This is a genomic window from Priestia koreensis (genome assembly GCF_001274935.1).
GTDB classification, from domain to species: Bacteria; Bacillota; Bacilli; order Bacillales; family Bacillaceae_H; genus Bacillus_AG; species Bacillus_AG koreensis.
Genome location: NZ_LILC01000037.1, coordinates 226,655 through 245,263, shown reverse-complemented (window position 1 = coordinate 245,263; position 18,609 = coordinate 226,655). Strand labels below are relative to the sequence as shown.

Annotated in this window: 23 protein-coding genes; all 23 read left to right on the top strand. The window is 40.9% G+C overall.

From position 1 onward, the window contains the following. Nucleotides 1-13: 13 nt before the first annotated feature. The 23 genes from AMD01_RS22685 to nuoK all read left to right on the top strand — a co-directional run bounded on the left by AMD01_RS22685 (nucleotide 14) and on the right by nuoK (nucleotide 18,577). On the top strand, nucleotides 14-562 hold the full coding sequence (locus AMD01_RS22685) for a TIGR01440 family protein (protein WP_053403839.1): 549 nt from the start codon (nucleotides 14-16) through the stop codon (nucleotides 560-562). A 168-nt stretch (nucleotides 563-730) separates the two neighbouring features. Next, nucleotides 731-1,972, top strand: a complete 1,242-nt coding sequence (glyA, locus tag AMD01_RS22680; protein WP_053403726.1) for a serine hydroxymethyltransferase — start codon at nucleotides 731-733, stop codon at nucleotides 1,970-1,972. Nucleotides 1,973-2,486: 514 nt separating this feature from the next. Beyond that, nucleotides 2,487-3,116 (top strand): uracil phosphoribosyltransferase, encoded by a 630-nt coding sequence (gene upp / locus AMD01_RS22675; RefSeq protein WP_053403725.1) that lies wholly within the window; start codon nucleotides 2,487-2,489, stop codon nucleotides 3,114-3,116. Nucleotides 3,117-3,185: 69 nt separating this feature from the next. Continuing rightward, complete coding sequence (wecB, locus tag AMD01_RS22670; RefSeq protein WP_053403724.1) at nucleotides 3,186-4,331, top strand: non-hydrolyzing UDP-N-acetylglucosamine 2-epimerase; 1,146 nt, start codon at nucleotides 3,186-3,188, stop codon at nucleotides 4,329-4,331. Nucleotides 4,332-4,992: 661 nt separating this feature from the next. Then, complete coding sequence (locus AMD01_RS22665) at nucleotides 4,993-5,217, top strand: AtpZ/AtpI family protein (protein WP_053403723.1); 225 nt, start codon at nucleotides 4,993-4,995, stop codon at nucleotides 5,215-5,217. 3 nt (nucleotides 5,218-5,220) lie between these two features. Continuing rightward, nucleotides 5,221-5,616, top strand: coding sequence for an ATP synthase subunit I (locus tag AMD01_RS22660; RefSeq protein ID WP_053403722.1), 396 nt, complete (start codon nucleotides 5,221-5,223; stop codon nucleotides 5,614-5,616). A 7-nt stretch (nucleotides 5,617-5,623) separates the two neighbouring features. Continuing rightward, nucleotides 5,624-6,334: a F0F1 ATP synthase subunit A gene (gene atpB / locus AMD01_RS22655; RefSeq protein ID WP_053403721.1), complete on the top strand. Its 711-nt coding sequence runs from the start codon at nucleotides 5,624-5,626 to the stop codon at nucleotides 6,332-6,334. Between the two features lie 64 nt (nucleotides 6,335-6,398). Beyond that, complete coding sequence (atpE, locus tag AMD01_RS22650; RefSeq protein ID WP_053403720.1) at nucleotides 6,399-6,611, top strand: F0F1 ATP synthase subunit C; 213 nt, start codon at nucleotides 6,399-6,401, stop codon at nucleotides 6,609-6,611. A 137-nt stretch (nucleotides 6,612-6,748) separates the two neighbouring features. Continuing rightward, nucleotides 6,749-7,255 carry a F0F1 ATP synthase subunit B gene (locus AMD01_RS22645; RefSeq protein ID WP_245639001.1) on the top strand — a complete coding sequence of 169 codons (507 nt, stop codon included), beginning with the start codon at nucleotides 6,749-6,751 and terminating at the stop codon, nucleotides 7,253-7,255. Beyond that, nucleotides 7,252-7,797, top strand: a complete 546-nt coding sequence (locus AMD01_RS22640) for a F0F1 ATP synthase subunit delta (protein WP_053403718.1) — start codon at nucleotides 7,252-7,254, stop codon at nucleotides 7,795-7,797. Before AMD01_RS22645 ends, AMD01_RS22640 begins: the two co-directional genes overlap by 4 nt. A gap of 22 nt (nucleotides 7,798-7,819) precedes the next feature. Then, nucleotides 7,820-9,331: a F0F1 ATP synthase subunit alpha gene (gene atpA / locus AMD01_RS22635; protein ID WP_053403717.1), complete on the top strand. Its 1,512-nt coding sequence runs from the start codon at nucleotides 7,820-7,822 to the stop codon at nucleotides 9,329-9,331. A gap of 78 nt (nucleotides 9,332-9,409) precedes the next feature. Next, nucleotides 9,410-10,267 carry a F0F1 ATP synthase subunit gamma gene (locus AMD01_RS22630; protein ID WP_053403716.1) on the top strand — a complete coding sequence of 286 codons (858 nt, stop codon included), beginning with the start codon at nucleotides 9,410-9,412 and terminating at the stop codon, nucleotides 10,265-10,267. Nucleotides 10,268-10,314: 47 nt separating this feature from the next. Next, nucleotides 10,315-11,736 (top strand): F0F1 ATP synthase subunit beta, encoded by a 1,422-nt coding sequence (atpD, locus tag AMD01_RS22625; protein WP_053403715.1) that lies wholly within the window; start codon nucleotides 10,315-10,317, stop codon nucleotides 11,734-11,736. A gap of 25 nt (nucleotides 11,737-11,761) precedes the next feature. After that, nucleotides 11,762-12,166, top strand: a complete 405-nt coding sequence (locus AMD01_RS22620; RefSeq protein WP_053403714.1) for a F0F1 ATP synthase subunit epsilon — start codon at nucleotides 11,762-11,764, stop codon at nucleotides 12,164-12,166. Between the two features lie 197 nt (nucleotides 12,167-12,363). Beyond that, entirely contained in the window at nucleotides 12,364-12,504 is a 141-nt protein-coding gene (locus tag AMD01_RS24355) for a lmo0937 family membrane protein (protein ID WP_157052833.1), read from the top strand. Nucleotides 12,505-13,159: 655 nt separating this feature from the next. Beyond that, on the top strand, nucleotides 13,160-13,528 hold the full coding sequence (locus AMD01_RS22615; protein WP_053403713.1) for an NADH-quinone oxidoreductase subunit A: 369 nt from the start codon (nucleotides 13,160-13,162) through the stop codon (nucleotides 13,526-13,528). Further along, nucleotides 13,519-14,031, top strand: a complete 513-nt coding sequence (locus AMD01_RS22610; RefSeq protein WP_053403712.1) for a NuoB/complex I 20 kDa subunit family protein — start codon at nucleotides 13,519-13,521, stop codon at nucleotides 14,029-14,031. The genes AMD01_RS22615 and AMD01_RS22610 overlap by 10 nt, the downstream gene beginning before the upstream one ends. After that, nucleotides 14,032-15,204 (top strand): NADH-quinone oxidoreductase subunit C, encoded by a 1,173-nt coding sequence (locus AMD01_RS22605; RefSeq protein WP_053403711.1) that lies wholly within the window; start codon nucleotides 14,032-14,034, stop codon nucleotides 15,202-15,204. A gap of 3 nt (nucleotides 15,205-15,207) precedes the next feature. Beyond that, nucleotides 15,208-16,308, top strand: a complete 1,101-nt coding sequence (locus AMD01_RS22600; RefSeq protein ID WP_053403710.1) for an NADH-quinone oxidoreductase subunit D — start codon at nucleotides 15,208-15,210, stop codon at nucleotides 16,306-16,308. Further along, nucleotides 16,308-17,309, top strand: a complete 1,002-nt coding sequence (gene nuoH / locus AMD01_RS22595; RefSeq protein ID WP_053403709.1) for an NADH-quinone oxidoreductase subunit NuoH — start codon at nucleotides 16,308-16,310, stop codon at nucleotides 17,307-17,309. The genes AMD01_RS22600 and nuoH overlap by 1 nt, the downstream gene beginning before the upstream one ends. Before the next feature lie 23 nt (nucleotides 17,310-17,332). Continuing rightward, entirely contained in the window at nucleotides 17,333-17,752 is a 420-nt protein-coding gene (nuoI, locus tag AMD01_RS22590; protein ID WP_053403708.1) for an NADH-quinone oxidoreductase subunit NuoI, read from the top strand. Further along, nucleotides 17,752-18,270, top strand: coding sequence for an NADH-quinone oxidoreductase subunit J (locus AMD01_RS22585; RefSeq protein ID WP_053403707.1), 519 nt, complete (start codon nucleotides 17,752-17,754; stop codon nucleotides 18,268-18,270). The genes nuoI and AMD01_RS22585 overlap by 1 nt, the downstream gene beginning before the upstream one ends. Then, nucleotides 18,263-18,577 carry an NADH-quinone oxidoreductase subunit NuoK gene (nuoK, locus tag AMD01_RS22580; RefSeq protein ID WP_053403706.1) on the top strand — a complete coding sequence of 105 codons (315 nt, stop codon included), beginning with the start codon at nucleotides 18,263-18,265 and terminating at the stop codon, nucleotides 18,575-18,577. Before AMD01_RS22585 ends, nuoK begins: the two co-directional genes overlap by 8 nt. Nucleotides 18,578-18,609: the final 32 nt, after the last annotated feature.

The following is an 18,609-nucleotide window of genomic DNA, read 5'->3' as shown; positions in this document are numbered from 1 at the left end:
AATGAAAAAGGAGATGACTACGTTGCAGGAGAACCTTCAAAACGAACTGCAGACTATTTTAACTGATTTTCAATCGCAGGCATCATTGCAAACCAACGATCTTTTCGTTGTTGGTTGCAGTACGAGTGAAGTAATTGGCCAACGGATTGGAACATCGGGAACTTTTGAAGTTGCTACATCGATTTATAATGCTCTCCACCAATTTAAAGAAGAAACAGGAATACAGCTTGCTTTTCAATGCTGTGAGCACCTAAATCGTGCTTTAGTTGTAGAGAGAGAGGTAGCACATCGAAAAAACTTGGAAGTGGTTCATGCTATTCCAGCACATCAGGCCGGTGGAGCCATGGCAACTTACGCATATAAGCAGTTCAGTGATCCGGTGTTGGTCGAGCACATAACGGCGGATGCGGGAATTGATATAGGTGACACCTTTATTGGGATGCATATTAAGCATGTAGCCGTACCTGTACGTTGCTCTAGCAAAAGCTTAGGAAGTGCCCACGTAACGTTAGCGAAGTCGAGACCAAAGTTAATCGGTGGTGCACGTGCAGTTTATGAATAAAAAGTATATCATTATAGCTTTTTATTGTGTTTAATGTTCGTGAATTACGGAGTTTAAAAAGAAAAATAAACTAATTTTGTTCGGGCTATTCCCTGAAAGAAAAATCATGTTAAAATGAGAACATGTTTAAATATCATTACTTTTAAAAGTGTGTGGAGGGGTAAGTAAATGGAGAAACTGGCACAGCAAGACCCGCAAATTTACAAAGCAATACAACAAGAACTTGGTAGACAACGTTCAAAAATCGAGTTAATTGCTTCTGAGAATTTCGTTAGTCAAGCAGTAATGGAAGCTCAAGGTTCTGTATTAACAAATAAGTATGCAGAAGGATACCCTGGTAAACGTTACTACGGCGGCTGCGAATATGTCGACGTAGCAGAGGACATTGCACGTGATCGAGCAAAAGAAATCTTTGGGGCAGAGCATGCAAATGTTCAGCCGCATTCAGGTGCACAAGCAAATATGGCTGTTTATTTCACCATTTTAGAGCCGGGTGATACGGTTTTAGGTATGAATCTTTCTCATGGAGGACACTTAACTCACGGTAGCCCAGTTAACTTCAGCGGCGTTCAATACAACTTCGTTGAGTATGGTGTTGACCGCGATGCGCAAGTAATCGATTATGAAGATGTTCGCGCCAAAGCGAAAGAGCATCAGCCAAAACTAATTGTTGCGGGAGCAAGTGCTTATCCACGCACTATTGATTTTGCAAAATTCCGTGAGATTGCAGACGAAGTTGGCGCATATTTAATGGTAGATATGGCACATATCGCAGGACTAGTTGCGACTGGTCTTCATCCAAACCCTGTACCATATGCAGATTTCGTTACAACAACGACACATAAAACACTTCGTGGACCTCGTGGTGGGATGATTTTATGTAAAGAAGAGTTCGCGAAGAAAATTGATAAATCGATTTTCCCTGGTATTCAAGGTGGACCACTCATGCATGTGATCGCAGCAAAAGCAGTAGCGTTCGGTGAGGCACTGCAAGACGATTTCAAATCATATGCGAAGCAAATTGTTGATAATGCACAGCGTCTAGCTGAGGCACTTCAAGCTCAAGGCTTAACACTTGTTTCTGGTGGAACGGACAACCACCTAATTCTTATTGACGTACGTTCTCTTAATTTAACAGGGAAAGTAGCTGAACGAGCATTAGATGATGTAGGGATTACAGCAAACAAAAATACGATTCCTTATGATCCGGAAAGCCCATTCGTAACGAGCGGTGTCCGCATCGGTACAGCTGCTGTTACAAGCCGAGGATTCGGTTTAAGCGAGATGGATGAGATTGCCGAAATTATCGCGTTGACGCTTAAGAACGTAGAGGACGAGGCGAAGTTAGAGGAAGCTAAGTCTCGCGTTGAGCAATTAACAAGCAAATTCCCAATGTATCCACACCTATAATTTTGATCCACTTTCCCATCAGGGCCTCACGGAAGAGCTGTGAGGTCCTGATGGGAAAGCATAAGCGAATAGCGCCCTCCCTTGCGGGTTGGCGCTATTCGCTTATGTAGATCTTTGTTTGTAGTTCAGGGGGCTGGTAGGGCGTTGGTTCGGTTGTTCTTTTTTGAGGTTTTGTGTGAGGCGAGGAAGGGTTGTTAGGTTTCTGTTGAGTAAAAGCGAATAGCGCCCTCCCTTGCGGGTTGGCGCTATTCGCTTATGTAGACCTTTGTTTGTAGTTCAGGGGGCTGGTAGGGCTCTCATTTAGGGTTTCTTTCAGAACATCTCAAATGTGAAAATTAAATCACAATTGTTTAACAAATGATGGTGTTATAATGTTCGCTCTTGAACTCGGTTTGCTTTTTCTGTAAAATAGACGCAATGCATAATTTTAAATTGGAAAGCCAGCGAGAACGTACCATTCAGGAAGATGAATGGTATTTTCATGTGTCTGGGTGCTAAAAAAGGAGAGATTACTATGGGCAAAGTGTATGTATTTGATCATCCGCTTATTCAACACAAGTTAACGTACATTCGTGATAAACAAACAGGTACAAAGGAGTTTCGTGAACTAGTTGATGAAGTGGCAAGCTTAATGGCATTTGAGATTACTCGTGATATGCCACTTGAGTCAGTGGAAATCGACACACCGGTTTGTAGAACAGAATCAAAGATATTGTCAGGCAAAAAGCTCGGAATCGTTCCTATTTTACGTGCTGGAATTGGAATGGTTGACGGTATTCTAAAACTTATTCCTGCGGCAAAAGTAGGCCATGTTGGTTTATACCGCGATCCAGAAACATTACAACCAATTGAATATTATGTAAAGCTTCCAAATGATGTGGAAGAACGTGATTTCATCGTTGTTGATCCAATGTTAGCGACAGGTGGTTCAGCTGTAGAGGCAATTAACTCTCTTAAAAAGCGCGGCGCTAAGAACATTAAGTTTATGTGCCTAATCGCAGCACCAGAGGGTGTAGAGGTAGTGAAAGAGGCTCATCCAGATGTTGATATTTATATTGCGGCTTTAGATGAAAAATTAGATGACCATGGTTACATCGTTCCTGGACTTGGAGATGCTGGGGACCGTTTATTTGGTACAAAATAAGCGAAAGCTAATCATTAGCATGAGACAAATTAGTAATCAGAAAATCTGACAGGCTTGGAGTGAACACTCATGAAAAAACCAATTAACGTAATGACTATTTTCGGTACAAGACCTGAAGCAATTAAAATGGCACCGCTTGTACTTGAATTAAAAAAACGTCCTGAAGAATTTAACACGATCGTAACGGTTACCGCTCAGCATCGTGAAATGCTTGATCAGGTTTTAAATATTTTTGATGTCACACCAGATTATGATTTAAACATTATGAAAGATCGCCAAACTCTTATGGATGTTACCACAAGAGCGTTAGAAGGCTTAAATGACGTGATGAGCAAAGCGAAGCCAGACATCGTATTAGTTCATGGTGATACAACAACGACATTTGTTGCAAGCTTAGCTGCTTTTTATAATCAAATTGAAGTAGGGCATGTTGAAGCTGGCCTGCGTACGTGGAATAAGTATTCTCCTTATCCAGAAGAAATGAACAGACAGTTAACAGGAGTGTTAGCAGACCTTCATTTTGCACCAACTGATAAGTCAGCAAATAACCTAACTACTGAAAATAAACCAGAGGCTTCTATTTTTGTAACAGGTAACACGGCAATCGATGCATTAAAAACGACGGTTAAAGATGACTACCATCATCCAGTTCTTGAGCAAGTAGGAGATGATCGCCTTATTCTTCTCACAGCTCACCGTCGTGAGAACTTAGGTGAACCAATGCGCAATATGTTCCGTGCGGTAAAACGCATTGTGGACGAGCATGATGATATTCAAGTTGTCTACCCAGTTCACTTGAATCCAGTTGTACGTGAGCTAGCTGATGAAGTGCTTGGGCAAGATCCACGTATTCATCTAATTGAGCCGTTAGACGTTATTGACTTCCATAACTTTGCTTCTCGTGCCCACATTATCTTAACGGATTCAGGCGGTGTTCAGGAAGAAGCTCCTTCTCTTGGTGTACCAGTGCTCGTTCTTCGTGATACTACGGAGCGTCCTGAAGGAATTGAAGCAGGAACACTTAAGTTAGCAGGAACAGAAGAAGCAACGATTTATAACTTAGCAAAAGAATTGTTAACAAATAAAGAAGTATACGATGCGATGTCGAAGGCTTCCAATCCATATGGTGACGGTTTAGCTTCGAAGCGTATCGGTGATGCAATTAGCTATCATTTCAAACAACGTGAAGACAAGCCCGAATCGTTTCGTCCATAATAAGTCATAAAGCAAAAGCATCTCCGTTAAAAACAGGAGATGCTTTTTGTTATTCCAGAATATCTTATTTCGTTAGGTGCAAACGATTTCTCTAAGAACGGAAATATAGTTAATAAATAGAGAGCCTACTAGGTTCGATGAATAGATCGACAGAATTGGGTAAGAATGAAAATAAAATATGACATAATTTGAAGAGATTTGACGAATTCTGATGATCACTCTTTCACGTAAGAACATTTTTTGCTCAAGAACATTATGAATGTTTACTCATTCAATGATGATAGATTATGGAAAAACCCTGACATTGCTTGGATTTGTATCCGCTTTCTTAAATTAATATTCTGTATCTTTATGTACGTTATTTTCATACTATTTATTTAACAATGTTAATTTGTGAACATTTGATGACAGTTGCCTTGTATTACCCTATAAACGCATTGACATTAAATAGTAGCTATTGTATGCTTACAGGGGAAAGTAATGGTAAGGTTTTCAATGCGATAAAATCACCATATTTTTTCATTTTTGCAGCCAGCTTTTTTCCTTTTCTGGCACTATGTTCTAATTAAATGTGAATGTTATACGAGTATCATATTAATCGTTGCATTGGCAATGGAAAAGTTAGAAAATAGAAAACATTGCTAAAAGGGAGAATATTTTCATGAGTCAAAATAAGCAGCAGTCTTTTCAGGCAATGGCCTTAATGACGGGAATCCTTTCTCAGTTAGTAGGCGCTATCTTAATCGGTCTTTTCTTAGGAAAGTGGATTGATAGCAGGTTGCACACATTTCCGCTATTTCTCGTAATCGGATTATTGCTTGGTCTTGGAACCGGTATATATGCAATGATTCACCTCATTAAAAAATTTCACTCAGGAGATTCTTAATTCATGATTACTGTCCAACAACTAGTTACGCGTCAGAAAAAGTATATGTTCTACTTACTTGCGCTGTTTGTGCTAGGGTGGGGGTTTACTTCTTATCAAAGAGAATTCCTCGGATTAATTCTAGGAACCATTGTGAGCTTTTTCAGCTTACGACTAGTAGCCTTTAAGATTGATAAGCTATTGGATCGGGTGATAGAGGGCGAGAAGGTAAAAGCGAGACCAAAAGTAGTGAGTACTTATACTCGATTGGCATTATTTGGACTGTTGATTTTATTAGCGATTCGATATGAAAATATGATGGAAGTTTGGGGCCTAGCTGTGGGATTATTGACAGGTTATTTTGTCATGATCATAGATTATGTCTACATTCAGTATATTTCTAACAGGGAAGAGAGGTGAATTACTGTTGGAACACGGTGAAATCACAAAAACCTTTTTTGGATTAACCTTTACTTTATCCAACGTCGTTATGACGACGATTACGGCGTTAATCGTTTTTATAATCGCGATGGTTGCAACGCGTAGCTTAGCAATTCGACCTACTGGAAAACAAAATTTTATGGAATGGGTCGTTGACTTCGCGAAAGGCATCATCAACAGTACGATGGATTGGCAAACTGGCGGCAGGTTCTTAACACTAGGAATAACACTCCTAATGTATATTTTCGTAGCCAACATGCTTGGTTTACCGTTTATGATTAATGTAGGCCACAATGCAGTGTGGAAATCTCCTACATCAGATCCTACAATCACGTTAACCCTAGCGGTTATGGTTGTTATTCTTACTCATTACTACGGTATTAAGATGCGAGGAACAGGGGCTTATGTTAAGAGTTTCTTCCAACCAATGCCTTTTTTATTCCCTTTAAAAATTATTGAAGAATTTGCGAATACCTTAACGTTAGGTTTGCGTCTTTACGGGAATATCTATGCGGGGGAGATCTTGTTAACTTTACTCGCAGGACTAGGGACAGGCAGTGTACTTGGAGGCGTCCTTGGAGCAGTTCCGATGATTTTATGGCAAGGATTTAGTATTTTCGTTGGTTCGATCCAGGCATTTATCTTCACAATGTTAACAATGGTTTATATGGCTCACAAAGTAAGCCACGACCATTAATATATTAACCATATTTTCAAAGTATAAACTCATATTTTTTTAACCATAAAGGGAGGATATTTAAATGAATTTAATCGCAGCTGCAATTGCAATTGGTTTAGCAGCACTAGGTGCTGGTATTGGTAACGGTTTGATCGTATCTCGTACAGTTGAGGGAGTTGCTCGTCAACCAGAACTACGTAGTACACTTCAAACAATCATGTTCATCGGGGTAGCATTAGTTGAGGCATTACCTATCATCGGTGTAGTTATCGCGTTCATCGTATTAGGTAAGTAATAAAAAGGGAGTTACTCCCGTACATAAATGGCGAAGATCGTTCGTGAAGACCTTCTTCGCCATTGCTTTATGAAGAAGGAGTATTTCGTTTTTTCGTAGTTTGTAAAATGTAAAAGTTTTGAAAGGAGTGAATCCTTGTGTTGATACTAGGACAAGTCGAGGGAGTTGCTTGGGGTAACGTTGCTTACCAATTAGTTATTTTCCTAATCTTATTGCTTTTACTTCGCAAGTTCGCTTTTGGTCCTTTAATGGGGATCATGAAAAAGCGTGAAGAATACATTTCAAATGAAATCTTATCAGCTGAAAAAAGCAACGCGGAAGCAAAGAAGCTTGCTGAAGAGCAACGTGAACTATTAAAACAGTCTCGTCAAGAGATTCAAGTTATGATGGATAACGCACGCAAATCTGCTGAAGATAAAAAAGAAGAAATTATTATTGCTGCACGTTCTGAAGCTGAGAGATTAAAAGAGTCTGCTAAGCTTGAGATTGTACAAGAGAAAGAGCAAGCAATGACGGCATTACGCCAACAAGTAGCTTCATTATCTGTTCTTATTGCGTCTAAAGTAATCGAAAAAGAACTTTCTGAGCAAGATCAAGAAAAGTTAATTCAGGATTACATTAAAGAAGTAGGCGATGCACAATGAGTAATCAAGTAGTTGCAAAACGCTACGCATTAGCCCTTTTTGAATTGGCTAAAGAACAGAATAAAATTGATGCAATTGAAGCAGAGCTTTTAGTTGTAAAAGAAGTAATGGAGAATAACCCTAAGTTTTTAGAGGTATTAACACATCCAAAGCTTTCACCAGCACAAAAAAAAGTGTTGGTAGGGGATGCATTCTCAACGCTACTTCCAGAAGTTCAAAACACATTGTTCTTATTGCTTGAACGCAATCGTATCACAATTACGGTTGAAATGGTTCAGCACTACGTTGAGCTAGCGAACGAAGCACGTAATATGGCAGAAGCAACTGCTTACTCTGTTAAGCCATTAACAGATGATGAAAAAGCAGCGCTATCTAGCACATTTTCGAAAAAAGTTGGCAAACAATCGTTACGAATTACAAACGTTATTGATCCAAGCTTGCTTGGTGGCGTGAAAATTCGCATTGGTAACCGAATTTATGACGGTAGCTTGAATGGCAAATTAGAGCGCATTCAACGTGAACTAGTTTTTAATAAAGCATAGATCGTAGATAGGGGTGAAATTGATGAGCAACATCAAAGCTGAAGAAATTAGCGCACTGATAAAAAAGCAAATTGAAAATTATCAGTCTGAAATTAAAGTAAGTGATGTCGGTACTGTAATCCAAGTAGGTGATGGTATCGCACGTGTACACGGCCTTGACAACGTTATGGCTGGTGAGCTTGTCGAATTTTCAAACGGTGTAATGGGTATGGCACAAAACCTAGAGTCAAATAACGTAGGTATCGTTATTTTAGGGCCTTACCGCGATATCCGTGAAGGAGACGAAGTTCGACGCACAGGACGTATCATGGAAGTACCAGTAGGGGAGGAGCTAATTGGTCGTGTTGTTAACCCATTAGGTCAACCAGTTGATGGACTAGGTCCAATCGCAACGACAAAAACTCGTCCAATTGAAAGTCCAGCACCAGGTGTAATGGACCGTAAATCTGTACACGAGCCTCTACAAACAGGTATCAAAGCGATCGATGCACTTGTACCAATCGGTCGTGGACAACGTGAATTAATCATCGGAGACCGTCAAACAGGTAAAACATCTGTAGCGATTGACTCCATTCTAAACCAAAAAGACCAAGACATGGTGTGTATCTATGTTGCGATCGGTCAAAAAGAATCTACTGTACGTAATGCGGTAGAAACATTGCGTAAGCACGGAGCTCTTGATTACACAATCGTTGTAACAGCTTCTGCTTCTCAACCAGCTCCAATGTTATTCTTAGCACCATATGCTGGGGTAACAATGGGTGAAGAATTCATGTATAACGGCAAACACGTATTAGTCGTATATGATGATTTATCGAAACAAGCAGCTGCATACCGTGAGCTGTCTCTATTACTACGTCGTCCTCCAGGTCGTGAAGCATATCCAGGGGATGTATTCTACCTTCACTCTCGTTTATTAGAGCGTGCAGCGAAGTTATCTGATGCGAAAGGTGCAGGTTCATTAACAGCATTACCTTTCGTTGAAACGCAAGCAGGCGATATCTCTGCTTATATCCCAACAAACGTAATCTCCATCACTGATGGACAAATCTTCTTACAATCAGACTTGTTCTTCTCTGGTGTACGTCCAGCGATCAACGCTGGTTTATCAGTATCACGTGTTGGAGGATCTGCACAAATTAAAGCGATGAAATCAGTAGCGGGTACGCTTCGTCTTGACTTAGCATCTTTCCGTGAGCTTGAAGCATTCGCTCAATTCGGTTCAGACCTTGATAAAGCAACACAATCAAAATTAAACCGTGGTGCTCGTACAGTAGAAGTACTAAAACAAGATCTAAACAAACCATTAAAAGTTGAAAAGCAAGTAGCCATTCTATTTGCTTTAACAAGAGGTCATTTAGACAGCATTCCTGTTCAAGATATCACTCGCTTTGAGGATGAGTTCTTAACATGGATGGACCAAAATGCGAAGGAACTACTAGACACAATTAGAACGACTGGTAAGCTTCCTGAAGAATCAGCATTAAGTCAAGCAATCGAAGAATTTAAAAAGACATTTATCGTTTCTGAATAATGAGATGAAGCAGGGCATTATGCCCTGCACCATTTGATAGATCAAAAATGTTCGAGGGTAAAAAGGTGGTGAGAACCTTTGGCATCATTACGCGATATTAAAACGAGAATTACGTCTACAAAGAAAACAAGCCAAATTACAAAAGCCATGCAAATGGTATCTGCTTCAAAGCTTAACCGTGCTGAGCAAAATGCAAAAGCATTTGTTCCGTATATGGAGAAGATTCAAGAAGTGGTGGCAAACATTGCGCTTGGAAGTACTGATGCTCGTCATCCAATGCTACAAGCACGTTCGGTTAAGAAAACGGGTTACTTAGTAATCACGTCTGACCGTGGTCTAGCTGGAGCATATAACAGTAACGTACTGAGACTTGTTTATCGTAATATTCAAGAACGTCATCAATCAGCAGATGAATATGAGATTATTGCAATTGGGCGTATGGGGGCTAGCTTCTTCAAAAACCGAGGAATCCCAGTTCTCCATGAGATTACGGCTCTTCCGGATCAGCCTGCATTCTCTGATATTCAAACGATTGCTAGCCAAGCAGTTAAGCTGTTTTCTGATGAAACGTTAGATGAGCTATACATGTATTACAATCACTTTGTAAATACCATGACACAAGAAGTAACGGAAACGAAATTGTTACCATTAACAGACATCGTAAGCGAGAAGAAGCTAACTTCTTATGAATTTGAGCCAGACCAAGAAGAAATTCTAGAAGTCCTTTTACCTCAATATGCGGAAAGTCTAATTTATGGTGCATTACTTGATGGAAAAGCTAGTGAACATGCCGCTCGTATGACAGCGATGAAGAGTGCGACTGATAATGCAAATGAGCTTATCCGTAGCCTTACGCTTTCATATAACCGTGCACGTCAAGCAGCCATCACACAAGAGATTACCGAAATTACAGCTGGAGCAGCTGCACTCGAATAGACAATTTCAATCAAGAGTTGTGTATAGCAAGTTAGGAGGGAAAGTTGATGACAAAAGGACGTGTTACTCAAGTTATGGGTCCTGTCGTAGACGTAAAGTTCGATAGTGGCCATCTTCCTGAGATTTATAATGCCCTTAAAATTAAACATAACGCTCAAGATGCGAGCGACAATAGTATTGATGTTACCCTAGAAGTAGCAATTCACTTAGGTGATGACACAGTACGTGCAATTGCCATGGCTTCTACAGATGGATTAATGCGTGGAATGGACGTTGAAGATACAGGTGCACCTATTTCTGTACCTGTAGGTGACGTAACATTAGGACGCGTATTTAACGTATTAGGTGATTCAATTGACTTAGATGGTGAATTAGAAGCAGGTATCCGCCGCGACGCTATTCATCGTCAAGCACCAACGTACGATCAATTATCAACACAAGTTGAAATTCTTGAAACAGGAATTAAAGTTGTAGACTTATTAGCACCGTACATTAAAGGTGGTAAAATCGGTCTCTTCGGTGGTGCCGGTGTAGGTAAAACGGTTCTAATCCAAGAATTAATCAACAACATCGCACAAGAACATGGTGGTATTTCCGTATTCGCAGGTGTAGGAGAGCGTACACGTGAAGGAAATGACTTATACCATGAGATGAGCGATTCAGGCGTTATCAAGAAAACGGCAATGGTATTCGGACAAATGAATGAGCCACCTGGTGCACGTATGCGTGTAGCATTAACTGGTTTAACAATGGCAGAATACTTCCGTGATGAGCAAGGACAAGACGTACTGTTCTTCATCGATAACATCTTCCGTTTCACACAAGCAGGTTCTGAGGTATCAGCCCTATTAGGACGTATGCCATCAGCGGTAGGTTACCAACCAACGCTTGCAACTGAAATGGGTCAATTACAAGAGCGTATTACATCTACAAATGTAGGTTCTGTAACGTCGATCCAAGCGATCTATGTACCAGCCGATGACTATACAGATCCAGCGCCAGCAACGACTTTCGCTCACTTAGATGCAACAACAAACTTAGAGCGTAAATTAACAGAAATGGGTATCTATCCTGCGGTAGATCCATTAGCTTCTACTTCACGTGCATTGTCTCCAGAAATCGTCGGAGAAGAGCATTACGGTGTTGCACGTCAAGTACAGCAAACATTACAACGTTACAAAGAACTTCAAGATATTATCGCGATCCTAGGTATGGATGAGCTTTCTGACGAAGATAAGCTTATTGTACAACGTGCTCGTCGTATTCAGTTCTTCTTATCTCAAAACTTCCACGTAGCGGAGCAGTTCACAGGTCAAAAAGGTTCTTATGTACCTGTAAAAGAAACGATCCGTGGATTCAAAGATATTCTATCTGGTAAGTATGATCATCTTCCTGAAGATGCGTTCCGCTTAGTAGGTCGAATCGAAGAAGTAATTGAAAATGCGAAGAACATGGGAGTAGAAGTTTAATTTAAGGGACATAGGAGGTTATTAAATGAAGACAATCCATGTCAGTGTAGTGACTCCTGATGGCCCAGTGTATAATGCCGATGTGGAAATGGTAAGTGCCAGAGCTCAGAGCGGTGAGCTTGGTATTTTACCTGGACACGTTCCTTTAGTTGCTCCATTAAAAATCGGAGCAGTTCGTTTGAAAAAAGGTGGCAGTACGGAGCTTGTAGCAGTTAGCGGAGGCTTCCTTGAAGTAAGACCTGACAACGTAACAATATTAGCTCAAGCTGCTGAAAAAGCAGATCAAATTGATATTGTACGTGCTGAAGAAGCTAAAAAGCGTGCCGAGAGTCGCTTAGGCGCTCAAAAGGATCATGTTGATTTCAAACGTGCGGAGCTGGCATTAAATCGTGCCATCAATCGTATTGAAGTTAGCCAAAGAAAAATGTAATAACGTAAAACCTCTAGACTCATTTCTAGAGGTTTTTTTGTGCCTTTAGATGTGGAAAAGTTGTTAAAAAATTGAACCTTTTGTCGTGTTTTACCTAAAGAAACAACTATTTTTTTATGGAAGAGTTTCTAACAAAAAAACATGGGGTATAAAAAGAACAAAGCTGAGACATCGTATTAAATAAGGGGTGATAAAAAATGATCTGGACTATTATCGGTATTTTATTATTAATTTGGCTAGTAGGTGTTCTATTTGATTTCTCAGGCGGAGGACTTATTCACATCCTCCTTGTGATCGCTTTAATCGTATTAATCGTAAAATTACTAAGAAGAGCTTAGATGCAGGTCTCGTTCATTTTGAACGAGACCTTTTTATGTAGTTTTCTTACTAGAAAACCCTTCTGTGAGGGTAAAATGACGCTAATTACAAAGAAATACGTAATGTTAAACACCTATTTCATCATCCTCATTCAGTATTTTCCTTAAATGAGTCAATGTGGTAGAATCGGCTGAAATAGGGGTGATTGCAATGACACAGGTAAGAATGATCAACCTAATTGGATGGATATTAATTTTATTTCTGTCCATAAGTAAGCTGTTTTTCTCAGACAGGCTGTCATTTATAACTTCTGGTATAGGCGGATTAATTTGTTTCGTAATTGGTTTAGTTCTAGCATTGTATCATGCAAAACTTCAGCTATAGCTCTTTTTCATTTTGTAAAAGGACTCCGTTCATACACGCGGAGTCTTTTTAATTTGCGTAATGTTAATAAGGGTTTCTTATAGTCAGGAATGAAAGCTGAGGGGAGATGAGGGAAAACAAACGTATTTTATAGGATGGACACGCATAGATATAAAAGGAATGTACATTGAAAACTTCATCGTTGGTGATGTAAAAACGGAGGGCTAATCGACAAATTTTAGAGATTTTGGTACAATGATAGCGGTTACATTTTTAGAAAATTCCTTCAATTTAGGAGGTGTGAAGACGGACATGCAGCACGTATATGCGAATAATTATATGATTGTATGCATCTTTTTAGCCTTAGGTCTTTTGCTTCCCATTGTAGCATTGACAATAGGGAAAGTACTTCGGCCTCACGCACCTACAGCAGGGAAACAGACAACTTATGAGAGTGGTATCGAACCGTTTCACGATGCGAGAGTACAATTCAATGTGAGGTATTATATTTTTGCCTTATTATTTGTAATCTTCGATGTTGAAACGGTCTTTTTGTATCCTTGGGCAGTTGCTTTTGATCAGCTAGGATTGTTTGCCTTAATTGAGATGCTAATCTTTGTGGTTATTTTACTTATTGGACTTCTATATGCTTGGAAGAAGAAGGTGTTGAAATGGATTTAACTATGCAAACAATAGCTAAAGAAGAGTTAGAGGAAATGAAACGAAATATTTTTCTTACCACTCTCGAACAGTTAAAAGCATGGGCAAGAAGTAATTCTCTTTGGCCTTTAACATTTGGCCTGGCCTGCTGTGCAATTGAAATGATGGGCGTTGGATCGTCTCATTATGATTTAGATCGCTTTGGCTCATTTTTTCGAACCTCCCCTAGACAATCGGACGTTATGATTATCTCTGGAACCGTTACGAAAAAAATGGCACCGATTGTGAAACGACTTTACGATCAGATGCCCGAACCTAAATGGGTGATTGCGATGGGGTCTTGTGCAACAGCTGGAGGACCATACGTAAATTCCTATGCAGTAGTAAAAGGGGTGGATCAAATCATCCCGGTAGATGTGTATATTCCAGGTTGTCCACCAAATCCAGCGGCGCTCATTTACGGAATCAATAAGCTGAAAGAGAAAATTAGGTATGAAGCGAAGACAGGAAAGAGGGTGATGTAGGTGAGCGGAAAACAACCATCACTCGAGGAACAAAAAAAAGAAGCGGCTCTTAAAGCAAAGGAGCAGGCAAAAGAAAAGCTAGAAGCGATGAAAAAAGAAAAAGCACCTGAATCAGAAAGCGAAGGAACAGAGGAAGACGCACTAGCCCTGGCGAAGAAAAAGGCCGCCGCAGCCGCAAAGGCAAAAGCACAGGCTCTCGCGAAGCAGAAGGAAAAAGCAGCGGAGTCGGAAAGTGAAGGAACAGAGGAAGACGCACTAGCTTTGGCAAAGAAAAAGGCCGCAGCAGCCGCAAAGGCAAAAGCACAGGCTCTCGCGAAGCAGAAGGAAAAAACAGCGGAGTCGGAAAGTGAAGGAACAGAGGAAGACGCACTAGCCCTAGCGAAGAAAAAGGCCGCAGCAGCCGCAAAGGCAAAAGCACAGGCTCTCGCGAAGCAGAAGGAAAAAACAGTGGAGTCAGAAAGTGAAGGAACAGAGGAAGACGCGCTAGCTTTGGCGAAGAAAAAGGCCGCGGCGGCAGCGAAAGCAAAAGCTTTAGCGAAGCAAAAAAGTGATGGCACCACGTCCACCAGTGATGATAAAGATAGCGAAAAAGCGAAGGCAATTGCGGCAGCAAAGGCAAAGGCAGCTGCAGCGGCAAAGGCGAGAGCCAGCGTACTAAAAAAAGAGGAAGAGCATCAGCAAGAGTTACCACCATCCCCCCATCAACCACTGTTAGATCAATACGTAGAACATATTTCAAAACACCTTACACCTACAGCCATTGAAGATTCCTACATTAATCGTTTATCAAAAGATGTACCTACTATCGTCGCAAAATTAGATGCTTATTATGAAGTGGCACAGCTGTTTAAAACACATGAAGAGCTTAAGTTTGATTACGTTTCTGAGTTGCATGGAACGGACTTTTCAACGCACTTCGAAGTGTACGTCTACTTGTATTCCTATACGCATAAAAAGCCTGTAGCCCTAAAGGTGAAGGTTGATCGTGAGCGTCCGGAAGTGCCGTCTTTACAGCCGCTTTGGCCTGGTGCAGACTGGCCTGAGCGAGAAGCGTATGATTTATTAGGCATTACGTTTATCGGCCATCCTAATTTGAAGCGTATTATGATGCCAGATGATTGGGTTGGGTATCCGCTACGTAAAGATTATGAGCCGTTTGATGTGGAGGTGTAAGTCATGATACGAACAGAGGAAATGCTGCTTAACGTTGGTCCTCAGCATCCGAGTACTCACGGGGTGTTCCGTCTCGTTATTAAAATTGACGGGGAGATTATTACGGAAGCAACCCCTGTCATTGGCTATCTTCATAGAGGAACAGAGAAAATTGCTGAGAACCTGCAATATACACAAATTATTCCTTATACAGACCGCATGGATTACCTATCGGCGATGACGAACAATTACGTCATTTGTCACGCAGTCGAGACAATGATGAACATTACTTTACCAGATCGAGCTGAATATTTGCGTGTACTTGCAATGGAATTAGGAAGGGTAGCGAGTCATCTCGTATGGTGGGGTACATATTTGCTTGATATTGGGGCCGTTAGTCCATTCCTATATGCCTTCCGTGAAAGAGAGGTCATTATCAATCTTTTAAATGAGCTCAGCGGTGCACGTTTAACGTTTAACTACATGAGAGTAGGAGGCGTGAAGTGGGATGCACCAGAGGGATGGATTGAGAAAGTCCGTGAGTTTGTTCCCTACATGCGTAAACAGCTAGAAGGCTACCATGACCTCGTAACAGGAAACGAAATTTTCCTTAATCGTGTGAAAGGAGTAGGAATTTACAGTGCACAAGAGGCACTTGATTACTCATTAAGCGGTGCAAACCTGCGCTGTACGGGAGTGAATTGGGATCTCCGAAAAGATGAACCTTACTCTATTTACGATCGGTTCACCTTTCATGTACCTGTCCATACCGAGGGAGATGCGTTTGCACGTTACAAATGCCGCATTGAAGAAATAGAGGAGTCATTAAAAATCATTGAGCAGGCCGTTGAGCAATTTCCTGCTGAGGGCCCGATTATGGCAAAGGTGCCGAAGATTGTAAAGCCGCCTAAAGGCGAAGCGTTTGTACGAATCGAGTCACCTCGTGGCGAGATAGGTTGCTATATTGCGAGTGAAGGAAAAAAAGAGCCGTATCGCTTAAAGTTTCGCAGACCTTCTTTTTACAACTTGCAAATACTTCCGAAGCTTTTAAAAGGCAAAAATATTGCCAACCTCATTACCATTTTAGGCGCTATTGATATTGTGCTAGGAGAGGTGGACGGGTAATGATTAATCACCTATTAGAATCAACGCCCAGCTTGACGAATTTTGCCATTTTTTTTGGGTTAGCAACAGCCTTTCTTTTCGTTGTATTAGGATTCGTCACGTATGCCATTTTAGCAGAACGAAAGGTCATGGGCTTTATGCAAGGACGGTACGGTCCGAATCAGGTTGGTGGACGGTGGGGGCTTTTGCAGACAGTAGCCGACGTGCTTAAGCTTTTGCTAAAAGAAGATACCATTCCTAAATTAGCGGATCGGCCGTTGTTTATTATCGCCCCTGTCATTGCATTTGCCCCTGCCTTTATGGTTTTGGCGACAATCCCGTTCACAGATAAGCTACAGTTTGCTGATATTGGAGTGGGACTGCTTTACTACATTGCCATTTCAGGACTTACCACAATTGGAATTGTAGCAGGATCATGGGCTTCCAATAATAAGTATGCGCTTCTTGGCGGAATGAGGGCAGCCGCACAGATGATTTCGTACGAGGTCCCGCTCGTTATGTCTGTTCTTGGAGTCGTTTTATTAACAGGGAGTTTGAATTTGAATGACATCGTCCGGGCACAGGATGATGTATGGTTTATTTTCCTTCAGCCAATTGCATTCATCGTCTTCCTAATTGCATCCGTCGCAGAATTAAATCGTACGCCATTTGACCTTCCAGAAGCGGAATCAGAGCTTGTCGCAGGGTTCCACGTTGAGTATTCAGGATTTCGTTGGGCGTTCTTTATGCTCGCTGAATATGTGTATTTCTTCGCAATGGCAGCTCTTACGACTGTTCTTTTTCTTGGCGGATGGCATCCAGTTGCGTTTCTAGGATTCATACCAGGAGCCGTTTGGTTTGCGATTAAATTTAGCTGTATCGTTTTCTTACTCATTTGGTTTCGCATTACCTTTCCAAGACTTCGAGCAGACCAGCTCATGGAGTTTGGTTGGAAAGTTCTCTTACCTGTCGCACTAGCAAATATCTTCTTAACCGCGCTAATCAAGGTGCTTTGGTTTTAATGAATAAAAAGGGGTGAGTCATGATGTTTGGTTTAGTAAAAGGCTTAAAATACACCTTAGGAAACCTAACGAAAAAGAAAGTCACCTATGATTATCCCAATGAGCCCATTCCAATGCCAGATCGCTTTCGAGGCATTCAGAAGTTTTATCCGGAAAAGTGTATTGTGTGTAATCAGTGTGCGAATATTTGTCCAACAGACTGTATTCAGCTAACCGGAAAGAAGCATCCAGACCCGACGAAAAAAGGGAAAATCATTGATACGTATGATATTAATTTTGAGATCTGTATTTTATGTGATTTATGTACGGAGGTTTGTCCAACAGAAGCAATTGTGATGACAAATAACTTTGAGTTAGCAGAGTATAGTCGGGATCACCTTTTTAAAAATCTTCAGTGGTTGGATGAAAACGATGAAAATGTAAGACGGGAGAACAAAGTGTAATGTGGTCGGGGGAATACATTGCTTTTCTCGCCCTTGCAACGATTGCTATTTCCGGTGGTATTTTGATGCTTAACCTCACAAAAGTTATTCATATGCTTCTTTCACTCGTGTTTACCTTTTTAAGTATTGCAGGCCTCTATGTGTTGCTATCTGCTGAATTTATCGCAGCGGTTCAAGTACTGATTTACTCTGGTGCCGTCACCATTATTATGTTATTCGGTATCATGCTAACAAAGCATAATGATCAGACGCTCGACTTAACGGGCGGTTGGCGACGATTCGGCGTGTTTCTTGGCGTACTTGCTTTTGGACTTATTATGTTTATGGGGATTAAAAACTTATCACCAGCCGTACAGAACGTAGCGCTTGAGAATGAAAATACAAAGCAAATCGGTTTAGCTTTATACTCCAAGTTTATTATCCCATTTGAGTTAACATCAATCGTTTTACTGGTTGCATTAATCGGTGCTATTATTCTCGCAAAACGAGATGAAGATGAGGGTGATAACCATGAATGAAGTATCATTATCTGCTTATTTAATTCTCGCGCTCATTCTATTTTGTATTGGTCTATACGGTGCCCTGACAAAACGAAATACCGTGATCGTCTTAATTTCGATTGAGCTAATGCTGAATGCAGCCAATCTTAATTTCGTTGCGTTCAGTAAATACGGTGTGACGCCTAACATAACGGGTCAGGTGTTTTCGCTCTTTACAATTACGATAGCGGCAGCTGAAGCGGCGGTAGGGTTAGCCATTCTTATTTCCTTATATCGCAACCGAAAAACGATCAATATTGATGAGATCGATTCAATGAAGCGTTAAAAAATAAACGAAAGATAAAAGGGGGATGGCTT

What these genes read in the sequence shown, in the direction of transcription:
- upp (WP_053403725.1), top strand. Translation starts at nt 2,487, where the DNA reads ATGGGCAAAGTGTATGTATTTGATCATCCGCTTATTCAACACAAGTTA.
- AMD01_RS22660 (WP_053403722.1), top strand. Translation starts at nt 5,221, where the DNA reads ATGATTACTGTCCAACAACTAGTTACGCGTCAGAAAAAGTATATGTTC.
- AMD01_RS22615 (WP_053403713.1), top strand. Translation starts at nt 13,160, where the DNA reads ATGCAGCACGTATATGCGAATAATTATATGATTGTATGCATCTTTTTA.
- nuoH (WP_053403709.1), top strand. Translation starts at nt 16,308, where the DNA reads ATGATTAATCACCTATTAGAATCAACGCCCAGCTTGACGAATTTTGCC.
- nuoK (WP_053403706.1), top strand. Translation starts at nt 18,263, where the DNA reads ATGAATGAAGTATCATTATCTGCTTATTTAATTCTCGCGCTCATTCTA.
- nuoI (WP_053403708.1), top strand. Translation starts at nt 17,333, where the DNA reads ATGTTTGGTTTAGTAAAAGGCTTAAAATACACCTTAGGAAACCTAACG.
- AMD01_RS22610 (WP_053403712.1), top strand. Translation starts at nt 13,519, where the DNA reads ATGGATTTAACTATGCAAACAATAGCTAAAGAAGAGTTAGAGGAAATG.
- AMD01_RS24355 (WP_157052833.1), top strand. Translation starts at nt 12,364, where the DNA reads ATGATCTGGACTATTATCGGTATTTTATTATTAATTTGGCTAGTAGGT.
- AMD01_RS22640 (WP_053403718.1), top strand. Translation starts at nt 7,252, where the DNA reads ATGAGTAATCAAGTAGTTGCAAAACGCTACGCATTAGCCCTTTTTGAA.
- AMD01_RS22685 (WP_053403839.1), top strand. Translation starts at nt 14, where the DNA reads ATGACTACGTTGCAGGAGAACCTTCAAAACGAACTGCAGACTATTTTA.
- AMD01_RS22600 (WP_053403710.1), top strand. Translation starts at nt 15,208, where the DNA reads ATGATACGAACAGAGGAAATGCTGCTTAACGTTGGTCCTCAGCATCCG.
- atpD (WP_053403715.1), top strand. Translation starts at nt 10,315, where the DNA reads ATGACAAAAGGACGTGTTACTCAAGTTATGGGTCCTGTCGTAGACGTA.
- glyA (WP_053403726.1), top strand. Translation starts at nt 731, where the DNA reads ATGGAGAAACTGGCACAGCAAGACCCGCAAATTTACAAAGCAATACAA.
- AMD01_RS22585 (WP_053403707.1), top strand. Translation starts at nt 17,752, where the DNA reads ATGTGGTCGGGGGAATACATTGCTTTTCTCGCCCTTGCAACGATTGCT.
- wecB (WP_053403724.1), top strand. Translation starts at nt 3,186, where the DNA reads ATGAAAAAACCAATTAACGTAATGACTATTTTCGGTACAAGACCTGAA.
- AMD01_RS22665 (WP_053403723.1), top strand. Translation starts at nt 4,993, where the DNA reads ATGAGTCAAAATAAGCAGCAGTCTTTTCAGGCAATGGCCTTAATGACG.
- atpE (WP_053403720.1), top strand. Translation starts at nt 6,399, where the DNA reads ATGAATTTAATCGCAGCTGCAATTGCAATTGGTTTAGCAGCACTAGGT.
- AMD01_RS22620 (WP_053403714.1), top strand. Translation starts at nt 11,762, where the DNA reads ATGAAGACAATCCATGTCAGTGTAGTGACTCCTGATGGCCCAGTGTAT.
- atpA (WP_053403717.1), top strand. Translation starts at nt 7,820, where the DNA reads ATGAGCAACATCAAAGCTGAAGAAATTAGCGCACTGATAAAAAAGCAA.